An 11,601-nucleotide genomic window follows, 5' to 3' on the forward strand; every position below is an offset into this window, starting at 1 on the left:
AAAAAATGTCTCACCAGAATCCGCCATACTGCTCTGGAAATATATACCTTCAAATGTTGCAGGCAGAATATCATTTTTTCCTATGGTCGTCATTATGAGAAAATTGCATTTATCCACTTAAGTTAAATCTGGTGTTGATAATTACCTCGGGCATTAACTACCAGAATCAATTAAGTCTGGAAGCGCGCGTTCCTTCATCCATTCCTTTTTGCCAGGATTGGCGAAGCCCTTCCGTATTTTCTGCGGTATCGCAGCTCGCAGGAAATATTTTCCCTGAAAGACCCCATGCATAGACGAAATCCTCTGTACAAATTCTTTTTTGACCATCGTTATAACCGCGAAGATATTCGCTACGATCGACGTCGTGTTCGTTAAAATTATCGGCAAGGGTTTCGTTACTCTTAACCGATGCACCGTTCATTGCATCTTCTTTTCCCACTGTGAACCAGTCGGTGCCAGTCCAGTCAGGCTGGAACGTGTAGGGATTGATCTGACATGCTGTCAAAAATAGTGCCAGTAGCACGGTAAATATCGGACGCATAGGTGCTCTCCTTTTCATGTTTTCAGCATAGCCTGGCAAAATGAAAGGCGAGTGTAATTTTATGTTTACGGGGGATGGGCGATTTATTTCCCATATTTCGCTTGTTGTAAATTATTGTTTACGTATTTTGGATTGAAATCTTTACTGTGTATGATATGGTGTGTTCACCTCATTGAGGAAACCACTATCGCAAACGAGCATTACAGGATCGCAATCATGCAAAAAGACGCGCTGAACAACGTACATATTACCGATGAGCAGGTTCTGATCACTCCTGATCAGCTGAAGCAGGAGTTCCCGCTTAGTGCAGATCAGGAAGCCCAAATTGAGCACTCACGTCAGACTATCTCTGACATTATTGCTGGCCGCGATCCGCGTCTGCTGGTGGTATGTGGGCCTTGCTCTATTCACGATCCTGAAACCGCGATTGAATATGCTCGTCGATTTAAGACACTAGCCGAAGAGGTCAGCGATAGCCTCTACCTGGTCATGCGCGTCTATTTTGAAAAACCTCGTACCACCGTCGGCTGGAAGGGGCTTATCAACGATCCTCATATGGATGGCTCGTTCGATGTGGAAGCGGGTTTGAAGATTGCACGTCACCTGCTGGTAGAGCTGGTCAACATGGGTCTGCCGCTGGCAACTGAAGCGCTGGATCCTAATAGCCCTCAGTACCTGGGCGATCTGTTCAGCTGGTCTGCGATTGGTGCTCGTACTACCGAATCACAAACCCACCGCGAGATGGCTTCTGGCCTGTCAATGCCGGTTGGTTTTAAGAATGGCACTGACGGCAGCCTGGCAACAGCGATTAACGCAATGCGCGCTGCTGCGATGCCACACCGTTTTGTAGGGATTAACCAGGCAGGTCAGGTTTGTCTGCTGCAAACCCAGGGGAACCCGGATGGGCATGTGATCCTGCGTGGCGGCAAAGCGCCAAACTACAGCCCGGCGGATGTGGCTCAGTGTGAAAAAGAGATGGAGCAGGCGGGACTGCGCCCGGCGCTGATGGTAGATTGCAGCCATGGTAATTCGAATAAAGATTACCGTCGTCAGCCTGCGGTAGCGGAATCCGTTGTCGCACAAATTAAAGATGGTAACCGTTCAATTATTGGTCTGATGATTGAAAGTAATATTCATGAAGGCAATCAGTCGTCCGAACAGCCGCGCAGTGCGATGAAACACGGTGTATCCGTGACGGATGCGTGTATTAGTTGGGAAGCCACTGATGCATTGCTGCGTGAAATCCACAAAGATTTGAACGGCCAGCTGGCGACGCGTCTGGCTTAAGAGGTTTGTTATGGTTGCAGAATTGACCGCACTACGCGATCAAATTGATGAAGTGGATAAGGCGCTGCTGGATTTGCTGGCGCGCCGTATGTCGCTGGTTGCCGAAGTCGGTGAAGTCAAAAGTAAATATGGTCTGCCGATTTACGTGCCAGAGCGCGAAGCGTCGATGCTGGCGTCCCGACGTAAAGAGGCTCAAGCGCTCGGTGTTTCTCCCGACTTGATTGAAGATGTGTTGCGCCGCGTGATGCGCGAGTCCTACTCAAGCGAAAATGATAAAGGCTTTAAGACCCTTTTACCTTCGCTGCGCCCGGTGGTGATCGTGGGCGGTGGCGGCCAAATGGGACGCCTGTTCGAGAAAATGCTCACGTTATCAGGCTATCAGGTCCGTATTTTCGAGAAAGAAGACTGGGCTCGTGCACCTGAAATGATGTCAGATGCGGGTATGGTGATTGTCAGTGTACCTATTCATGTGACTGAGCAAATCATTGGGAAGCTCCCACCTCTGCCAGAAGATTGTATTTTGGTGGATCTGGCGTCCGTGAAAAATGGTCCTTTGCAGGCGATGTTGGCCTCGCATACTGGCCCGGTGCTCGGGTTACACCCGATGTTTGGTCCGGACAGCGGCAGCCTGGCGAAACAGGTTGTCGTGTATTGCGATGGGCGTCAGCCGGAAGCGTACCAGTGGTTCCTGGAACAGATTCAGGTTTGGGGCGCGCGTTTGCACCGTATCAGCGCGGTGGAACACGATCAAAACATGGCATTTATTCAGGCGCTGCGGCACTTTGCTACCTTTGCCTATGGTCTGCATCTGGCAGAAGAGAATGTACAGCTTGAACAACTGCTAGCGCTGTCGTCACCCATTTACCGACTGGAACTGGCAATGGTTGGGCGGTTGTTTGCGCAAGATCCGCAGCTTTACGCCGACATTATTATGTCGTCAGAGAACAATCTTGCGCTTATTAAACGTTATTATCAGCGTTTTGGCGAAGCGATTGCGTTACTGGAACAAGGAGATAAACAAGCGTTTATTGACAGTTTCCGTAAGGTTGAACACTGGTTCGGGGACTACGCAAAGCGTTTTCAAAACGAAAGCCGAACCTTGCTGCGTCAGGCGAACGACAGTCGCCAGTAATCCGATGATGTATATACTGAAAGCCAGCACTGCTGGCTTTTTTCATTTTGAGGATTTGTCATGGCTGAACCACAGGTTTTATTTGACTATACGGGGCACTTACCGGAATGCCCAACCTGGAACGAAAGCGAGAATGCACTCTATTGGGCGGATATTCTGGAAGGCGAAATCCATCGCTACCATTTGCCCACGGCGGAACATTCCGTGCTCTCATTTCATGAAGAGGTAGGTTGTTTTGCCCTGCGTGAGCGAGGCGGATTTATCGTGGCGATGCGCAATGCAATATGGCTTGCTGATAGACATGGGCTTTTGCAACGTAAAGTTTGCGACAATCCATCGAATCCGCAGCTTGCGCGGTTTAACGATGGAGGAACCGATCATCTCGGACGTTTTTATGCCGGTACATTCTGGGGTCCGGGGGATTATAACGGCGCGATGCTGATGCGAATTGACAACGACCTGACGCCTAAAGTGATTCAGTGTGATATTCACGGACATAACGGCCTGGCATTTACCCCGGATATGCAGTGGATGTTTACCTCGGATACACCAAATGCGGTGATTTATCGCACACCTTTGAATGAGCAAGGTGAGCCGGGGGCTCGCGAGATATTTCGGCGATTTGAGGAGGGCGAGGGCATCCCTGACGGTGCGGCGATGGACGTGGAAGGGTGTTACTGGAGTGCGTTATTTGATGGCTGGCGCATCGCACGGTTTTCACCACAAGGACAACAACTTGAAGAGCATCGATTGCCGGTACGCTGTCCTACGATGGTCTGCTTCGGGGGTGATGACATGAAAACACTTTTTATTACGACTACCCGCGAGAATATGAATAGCGACGAAGTGGCAAGCTATCCGCTATCGGGTGCTATCTTCACCCTGCCAGTCAACGTGGCAGGAATGAAGAAAAGCAGCTTTATCGAACGTTAAACCGGATCGACTGGAACCACGTTTTCGCCCGGATAGCAGCCAAGCACTTTCATTGAAAGGGTAATCTTATCCAGTTCGCGTAGGGCTTTTTGCATAGAGGCCGAGTTAAGATTGGCTTGAATATCGAGATAAAACATCTCTTCCCATGGATTACCGTTGATTGGACGGGATTCCAGCTTGGTCATGATCAGATTGTGGTTACGTAATACCAGCAGTGCTTCAACCAGAGCGCCAGCCTGTTGACCGGTAGCCATTAACAGGGTGGTTTTCGCCGGAACCTGATCGGAAACCTCTATCGCTTTACGTGCCAGAACAATAAAGCGAGTAATGTTTTGTGTCTGGTTGGCCAGATTACGCTCCAGTACCTGTAGTCCATACAGTGCACCGCCCGCTTCGTTGCCAAGTGCGGCAACCGATGGAGAGTTGATTTGCGCGACTTTCTCCATTGCCGCAGACGTACTTTCGGTGTACTCAATTTTCCAGTTTGGATAGCGATTCAGGAACTGGCTGCATTGCTGGAATGGTTGCGGGTGACTGTACACCGTTTCAATTTTATTGAGATCGGTTGAGCCAGATACCAGCACACAGTGATCGATAGGAATGGTCAGTTCCCCAACCAGCGAAAGGCTGGTGTGTTGCAGCAGATCGTACACATCGTTAATCGCCCCAGAGCTGGTGTTTTCAATCGGAACGACGGCGTAATCAGCTTGTCCCGTTTCGACCTGATTGAAAATGTCGGCAAACTTTGCACAGCCACTTTCGATAAACTCTTCAAAATGACGGGCGGCGTACTGACGGGCAGCCAGGTGGGAATACGATCCTTTCGGGCCAAGAAAGGCTACGCGGGCCGAGTGCGGATTGGTTTTATTCAGGTGCTGTTGCAGCAGTGCCTGCTGCGTGAGAACGGAATCTTCAATGATGAGCTGGAAAAGGCGGGTGATGTAATGAGCATCAAGATGATGCGCTTTTCCAAGCTCAATCAGACGTTCCAGCAAATCGCGTTCACGATCGATATCCCGAACTGGGCGGTGGGAGTCTAGTTTGGCTTTCCCCACTTCAACGGCGAGCGTGCGGCGTTCGGCCAATAGCGACAGTAATTTTTCATCCAGTGCGCTGATTTTTACTCGCAGATCCAGTAACGGGTTCTCCGATGTCATAGCGTTGCCTATTCGATTATTGTTATCAATAAAAAAGGCCTCCCGTTTTGGGAGGCCTTGTTGTTCGTCTTCGCATTCTTTATCACACGACGAAACGCCTCCCATTCAGGGGAAGGTAAAAAAGAATGCGAAGAAGAACGGCGTTTGTTTCATGAATTCATCCTGTACTTGATACCTTAAAGTACCTTTACTGTTTTGACCCTGTCAATAAAAAACGCGCCCGAAGGCGCGTTGGAAGTACACTCAATGTAAAGGATTACTCTTCTTCAACTTCTTCCGCAAAGCTGGCGTCTTTCACCGAGGTTGCGGCGCGACGGGCTTCGCCTTTGTGTTGCACTTTATTGAGCTGCCGTTCCAGCTTGTTGATCAAATCGTTGATAGCCGTGTACATATCTTCGTGTTTAGCGCTGGCGACCAGATGGCCGTTAGGTGTATTGATAGTTGCATCAGCGGTAAAACCCTGCGGTTCTTTAGACAGAATGATATGAGGGTTTATCAGGTGTGTTTGCCATTTATCCAGTTTGGCGAGACGGTCTGCGACGTGCTGGCGGATTGCCGGAGTAATTTCCATTTGTTTACTGGTAATGTTCACTGTCATAAATGTTACCTCTTGTCTTCCGTCTTGGTGATTCCAGCATACCTCTCCCAATGTCAAAATGTGTGATCTGAATCACGTATTTTTGTCACTTTTTGTCAACGAATCTTTTTTGTGAGGCATAACAGGAACAGATGATTTTTACCTTGTCGAAGTGCGAAATTACGGCCATAGTTGATAGGATTCGTTGTCATCAAACCGCTACGGCGGGCGGCGAAAATGCATAAAAAAACGGCAGCCCTTGGGCTGCCGTTTTGCATTGTGGAAAGTCACTAGGTGTTGCTGCTGTTCGCGGCAATAATCTTCGCGACTTTATCAGCCTGAGCATTCATTTGCATTTGGCGGTACGCGTTTTCCATCAGCTTCAGACCATCGCGGGTCGCCTGAGTATCTGGGTAATCACGCAGCATACCTTCAACGCGGTTTACGACAGCTACCCATGCACCACGGCGGGTATAGTAGTTGGCGACCGAGTATTCATATTTAGCCAGACGATCCTTCAGGAACACCAGACGTTTGGTGGCGTCGGTGATGTACTGACTGTTCGGATAACCACGGACCAGTTTAGAGAAATCGTTAAAGGCATCGCGCGCGTGTTGCGGGTCCCGGTCTGAACGATCTACGCCGAAGAAACCTTGCAAAGCACTGTCATCCAGCGCCATATTGGTCAAGCCACGCATATACATGACATAATCAATGTTCGGATGAGTCGGATTCAGACGTATGAAACGATCGATAGTCGCCTGAGCCAGCGGCAGATCGGCATTTTTATAGTAGGCGTAGATGAGATCTAACTGGACCTGTTGAGAATACGGACCAAATGGATAACGATTATCCAGCGCTTCCAGTTGCGTTATCGCCTGTTTCCAGTTACCGTCCTGCAGTTTTTGCTGAGCAGTCGCATAGATTTCATTCGGCGGATTGTCAGGGACCTGTTCATTTGAACCGGAGCAGCCCACCAAAGCCAGGCTCAACGTGGCCGCTGCCACCAGATATTTCATGCGCGTCATGACGTTTTGACTTTCCTCAAATGTTTGTCCGGGAGAATCTCTTTCCTGCTCCCGATTAAGACCAGCTACAATAGCACACTATATTATACGGCAAAGCCGTAAAACCCAACGTTAAACGAAGAAGCAGTCTATGGCACAACGAGTAGAACTCACCGCAACAGTCTCCGAAAATCAGCTCGGTCAACGCTTAGATCAAGCTTTGGCCGAAATGTTCCCTGATTATTCACGTTCACGCATAAAAGAATGGATTCTCGACCAGCGCGTGCTGGTTAACGGCAAAGTTTGGGACAAGCCAAAAGAGAAAGTGTTAGGTGGGGAAGCTGTCGCCATCAATGCTGAAATCGATGAAGAAATACGTTTCGAAGCACAAGATATCCCGCTTAGCATTGTCTATGAAGACGACGATATCCTGGTGATCAACAAGCCGCGCGGCCTGGTTGTTCATCCGGGTGCGGGTAATCCTGATGGTACGGTGCTTAACGCGCTGCTTCATTATTATCCTCCGATTGCCGATGTACCGCGTGCGGGTATCGTGCATCGTCTGGATAAAGACACGACCGGTTTAATGGTAGTGGCAAAAACCGTCCCGGCGCAGACGCACCTGGTGGAATCTTTGCAACTGCGCGAAATCACCCGTGAATATGAAGCGGTCGCGATTGGACATATGACGTCGGGGGGAACGGTAGAAGAACCGATTAGCCGCCATCCAACTAAACGTACGCATATGTCTGTACACCCGATGGGTAAGCCAGCGGTAACGCATTATCGCATTATGGAACATTTCCGTATTCATACGCGTTTGCGTTTGCGTCTGGAGACCGGGCGTACTCACCAGATCCGTGTGCATATGTCGCACATTACTCACCCGCTGGTGGGCGATCAGGTTTATGGCGGTCGTCCACGTCCGCCAAAAGGTGCTTCTGAGGAGTTTATCAGTACGCTGCGCAAGTTTGATCGTCAGGCATTGCACGCAACAATGTTACGTCTCTACCACCCGGTTACCGGGATTGAGATGGAATGGCATGCGCCGCTCCCTCAGGATATGGTCGAACTTATTGAAGCAATGCGTGCCGATTTTGAAGAACATAAGGATAGAGTTGACTGGCTATGACCAAACTGATTGTCCCGGAGTGGCCAATACCGGAAGGCGTGGCAGCCTGTAGTTCTACCCGAATCGGAGGCGTGAGCAAAGGCGCGTGGGAGTCACTGAATCTTGGTGCACACTGCGGTGATAATGCCGATCACGTCGACGAAAACCGCATGCGTATGTTTGCGGAAGGGGGGTTGCCATCAAAACCGATCTGGCTAGAGCAGGTGCATGGTATTGACGTATTGAGGCTAACGGGCGAACCGTATGCTTCTAAACGTGCGGATGCCTCATACAGCAACACTCCTGGGACAGTCTGTGCCGTTATGACCGCCGATTGTTTGCCTGTTTTGTTCTGCAACCGAGCGGGTACGGAAGTCGCAGCAGCTCACGCCGGTTGGCGTGGGCTATGTGCGGGCGTATTAGAAGAGACGGTCGCCTGTTTTGCTGACCGCCCTGATAATATTATCGCCTGGCTTGGCCCTGCGATTGGGGCCCAGGCTTTTGAAGTTGGCCCTGAAGTTCGCGAAGCGTTCATTGATAAAGATCCGCAAGCCGTCAGCGCATTCCAGGCTGTCGGTCAAAAATACATGGCCGATATTTATCAGCTGGCGCGTCAGCGTTTAAACAACGTCGGCGTGACGCAACTCTTTGGTGGCGATCGTTGCACTTTCACCGAAACGGGTGATTTTTTCTCATATCGTCGCGACAAAACGACAGGTCGTATGGCAAGTTTCATTTGGCTGATATAACCTAACGAATCAAGACGATCTGGTACGTGCCGTTTTCTTTTCACATAATTAAGGTCATTAACCTTGAATAATTGAGGGATGACCTCATTTAATCTCCAGTAGCAAATTTGACCTGTTATGGGAGGAGTTATGCGTCTGGATCGTCTTACTAATAAATTCCAGCTTGCACTCGCCGACGCCCAGTCACTCGCACTGGGGCGCGACAACCAATTTATCGAACCACTTCATTTAATGAGCGCCTTGCTTAATCAAGAAGGGGGATCGGTACGTCCTTTACTTACCTCTGCTGGCATTAATGCCGGGCAGTTACGCACGGCCATCGATCAGGCTTTGAGTCGTTTACCGCAGGTGGAAGGCACCGGCGGTGACGTTCAGCCGTCGCAGGATCTGGTTCGTGTATTAAACCTTTGCGACAAGCTGGCGCAAAAACGTGGGGACAACTTTATTTCGTCAGAACTGTTTGTTCTGGCTGCGCTTGAATCACGCGGTACCCTGACCGATCTCCTGAAATCGGCTGGAGCCACAACCGCCAACGTGAGTCAGGCGATTGAACAAATGCGTGGAGGTGATAGCGTGAACGACCAGGGAGCCGAAGACCAACGTCAGGCTTTGAAGAAATTTACCATTGATCTGACCGAGCGTGCCGAACAGGGCAAACTTGATCCGGTTATTGGTCGTGACGAAGAGATTCGTCGAACGATACAGGTACTGCAGCGCCGTACCAAAAACAATCCGGTGCTGATTGGTGAGCCAGGGGTGGGTAAAACCGCCATTGTTGAAGGTCTTGCGCAACGTATTGTTAACGGTGAAGTACCGGAAGGTTTAAAAGGCCGCCGTGTTTTAGCGCTGGATATGGGCTCGCTGGTGGCCGGAGCAAAATATCGCGGTGAATTTGAAGAGCGCCTAAAAGGTGTGCTGAACGATCTGTCAAAACAGGAAGGCAACGTCATTCTGTTTATCGATGAGTTGCATACGATGGTTGGCGCAGGTAAAGCCGACGGTGCAATGGATGCGGGTAATATGCTGAAACCCGCTCTGGCGCGTGGTGAACTGCACTGCGTCGGGGCGACTACGCTTGATGAATATCGTCAGTATATCGAAAAAGATGCTGCGCTGGAGCGTCGTTTCCAGAAAGTGTTTGTTGCTGAGCCGACGGTTGAAGACACCATCGCGATTCTGCGTGGTTTGAAAGAACGTTATGAATTGCACCACCATGTGCAAATCACCGACCCAGCGATCGTCGCGGCTGCAACGTTGTCGCATCGATATATTGCGGATAGACAGCTACCGGACAAAGCTATCGACCTTATTGATGAAGCCGCGTCCAGCATTCGTATGCAGATTGACTCGAAGCCCGAAGAGCTCGACAGGCTTGATCGCCGAATCATTCAGCTCAAGCTGGAACAGCAAGCGCTGAAGAAAGAGTCAGACGAGGCGAGCAAGAAACGCCTCGATATGCTCAATGAGGAGTTGGACGATAAAGAGCGCCAGTATTCTGTATTAGAAGAAGAGTGGAAAGCCGAGAAAGCATCGCTCTCAGGTACGCAGACCATTAAGGCTGAGCTCGAGCAGGCAAAAATCGCCATTGAGCAGGCACGTCGAGTGGGTGACCTTGGTCGGATGTCAGAGCTGCAGTATGGCAAGATTCCTGAATTGGAAAAACAGCTAGAGTTTGCCATGCAGTCTGAAGGTAAAACCATGCGACTGCTGCGTAACAAAGTAACGGATGTGGAAATAGCCGACGTGCTGGCTCGCTGGACAGGTATTCCGGTTGCCCGCATGCTCGAAGGTGAACGCGAAAAACTGCTGCGCATGGAACAGGACCTGCATCATCGTGTGATTGGACAGGATGAAGCGGTAGAAGCTGTCTCAAATGCGATCCGTCGTAGCCGTGCGGGATTATCTGACCCTAATCGCCCAATCGGTTCGTTCCTGTTCCTTGGGCCAACGGGGGTTGGTAAGACCGAGCTGTGTAAAACGCTGGCGAACTTTATGTTCGATAGCGATGATGCGATGGTGCGGATTGATATGTCGGAGTTTATGGAAAAACATTCCGTCTCGCGTTTGGTCGGTGCGCCTCCTGGATATGTCGGTTATGAAGAAGGGGGCTATCTGACCGAAGCCGTTCGCCGTCGTCCTTATTCTGTCATCTTATTAGATGAAGTCGAAAAGGCGCATCCGGATGTTTTCAATATCCTGTTGCAGGTATTGGATGATGGTCGTCTGACTGATGGGCAGGGGAGGACGGTCGATTTCCGCAATACGGTTGTCATTATGACGTCGAACCTGGGTTCCGATTTAATTCAGGAACGATTTGGTGAACTGGATTACGCTCATATGAAAGATCTGGTGCTAGGCGTAGTGAGCCAGAACTTCCGTCCAGAATTCATCAACCGTATAGATGAAGTCGTGGTATTCCACCCGTTGGGCGAAAGCCACATTGCTTCTATTGCTCAGATTCAGTTGCAGCGTTTGTACAAACGTCTTGAGGACCGTGGATATGAAATCCACATCTCTGATGATGCGCTGAAACTGTTAAGCGAGAACGGTTACGATCCAGTGTATGGTGCTCGTCCTCTTAAACGAGCCATCCAGCAGCAGATCGAAAACCCGTTGGCGCAGCAAATCCTTTCCGGGGAGCTTATTCCGGGGAAAGTGATACGCCTCGAAGTCAACGACGATCGAATTGTGGCAGTTCAGTAATCGTCATATAAACAAAAACGAGCCCTCTGGGGCTCGTTTTTGTTTGGAATTTAGACAGTGCTGTTGGTTTTTAATCCTGATAGCCTGGAAAGTGAGCAGTTAGTAAATAATTTTCACTTTATACTTGCAGCCTCAGAATAACCCCCTATAATGCGCCTCCACTGACACGGAACAACGGCTTACTAGCCGCCGGGTTAGCGGGGTTCAGAGATGAACGCCAGCAGAGAAAAGCGAAAATAAACGCTTGACTCTGAATGAGGAAAACGTATTATACGGGACCTCGCAACGGTGAGCGAAAGCCGCGTTGCACTGCTCTTTAACAATTTATCAGACAATCTGTGTGGGCACTCAAAGTGACATGGATTCTAAACGTCGCAAGACGCTAAATGAATACCAAAGTCTCT

The 11,601-nt window shown here is 49.9% G+C and carries 11 protein-coding genes and 1 other annotated feature; of the genes, 6 read left to right on the forward strand and 5 right to left on the reverse strand.

Features of this window, described 5'->3' with window-relative positions:
* Positions 1-166: 166 nt before the first annotated feature.
* Positions 167-541 carry a DUF2799 domain-containing protein gene (locus AC6EMZ_RS22270; protein ID WP_498405016.1) on the reverse strand — a complete coding sequence of 125 codons (375 nt, stop codon included), beginning with the start codon at positions 539-541 and terminating at the stop codon, positions 167-169.
* Between the two features lie 216 nt (positions 542-757).
* On the opposite strand from AC6EMZ_RS22270, the gene aroF reads away from it, so the two are divergent.
* From aroF to AC6EMZ_RS22285, 3 genes are read left to right on the forward strand one after another with little or no spacing between them, the layout of a single operon-like run.
* On the forward strand, positions 758-1,828 hold the full coding sequence (aroF, locus tag AC6EMZ_RS22275) for a 3-deoxy-7-phosphoheptulonate synthase AroF (protein ID WP_498405017.1): 1,071 nt from the start codon (positions 758-760) through the stop codon (positions 1,826-1,828).
* A 10-nt stretch (positions 1,829-1,838) separates the two neighbouring features.
* Positions 1,839-2,960, forward strand: coding sequence for a bifunctional chorismate mutase/prephenate dehydrogenase (tyrA, locus tag AC6EMZ_RS22280; RefSeq protein ID WP_498405018.1), 1,122 nt, complete (start codon positions 1,839-1,841; stop codon positions 2,958-2,960).
* A gap of 60 nt (positions 2,961-3,020) precedes the next feature.
* A complete protein-coding gene (locus AC6EMZ_RS22285; protein ID WP_498405019.1) occupies positions 3,021-3,893 on the forward strand; it encodes an SMP-30/gluconolactonase/LRE family protein in 873 nt (290 codons plus the stop codon).
* On the opposite strand, the gene pheA is transcribed toward AC6EMZ_RS22285, so the two are convergent.
* From pheA to bamD, 4 genes are all read right to left on the reverse strand, one after another.
* The gene (pheA, locus tag AC6EMZ_RS22290) at positions 3,890-5,050 is read right to left on the reverse strand and encodes a bifunctional chorismate mutase/prephenate dehydratase (RefSeq protein WP_498405020.1); all 1,161 of its coding nucleotides are present in this window, start codon (positions 5,048-5,050) and stop codon (positions 3,890-3,892) included. The genes AC6EMZ_RS22285 and pheA overlap by 4 nt on opposite strands.
* Positions 5,051-5,078: 28 nt before the next feature.
* Positions 5,079-5,204 (reverse strand) — a sequence feature (Phe leader region).
* Positions 5,156-5,203, reverse strand: a complete 48-nt coding sequence (pheL, locus tag AC6EMZ_RS22295) for a pheA operon leader peptide PheL (RefSeq protein WP_100229775.1) — start codon at positions 5,201-5,203, stop codon at positions 5,156-5,158. Its footprint overlaps the feature before it by 48 nt.
* A gap of 102 nt (positions 5,205-5,306) precedes the next feature.
* Positions 5,307-5,648, reverse strand: a complete 342-nt coding sequence (raiA, locus tag AC6EMZ_RS22300) for a ribosome-associated translation inhibitor RaiA (RefSeq protein WP_498405021.1) — start codon at positions 5,646-5,648, stop codon at positions 5,307-5,309.
* 269 nt (positions 5,649-5,917) lie between these two features.
* A complete protein-coding gene (gene bamD, locus AC6EMZ_RS22305) occupies positions 5,918-6,655 on the reverse strand; it encodes an outer membrane protein assembly factor BamD (RefSeq protein WP_498405023.1) in 738 nt (245 codons plus the stop codon).
* Between the two features lie 130 nt (positions 6,656-6,785).
* Between bamD and rluD the strand changes: the two genes are divergently transcribed.
* From rluD to clpB, 3 genes are all read left to right on the forward strand, one after another.
* Positions 6,786-7,766, forward strand: coding sequence for a 23S rRNA pseudouridine(1911/1915/1917) synthase RluD (gene rluD / locus AC6EMZ_RS22310; RefSeq protein WP_498405024.1), 981 nt, complete (start codon positions 6,786-6,788; stop codon positions 7,764-7,766).
* Positions 7,763-8,494 (forward strand): purine nucleoside phosphorylase YfiH, encoded by a 732-nt coding sequence (yfiH, locus tag AC6EMZ_RS22315; RefSeq protein ID WP_498405025.1) that lies wholly within the window; start codon positions 7,763-7,765, stop codon positions 8,492-8,494. Before rluD ends, yfiH begins: the two co-directional genes overlap by 4 nt.
* Before the next feature lie 129 nt (positions 8,495-8,623).
* Positions 8,624-11,197 (forward strand): ATP-dependent chaperone ClpB, encoded by a 2,574-nt coding sequence (clpB, locus tag AC6EMZ_RS22320; protein WP_498405026.1) that lies wholly within the window; start codon positions 8,624-8,626, stop codon positions 11,195-11,197.
* Positions 11,198-11,601: the final 404 nt, after the last annotated feature.

Source organism: Enterobacter sp. SCRI0065 (assembly GCF_059766475.1).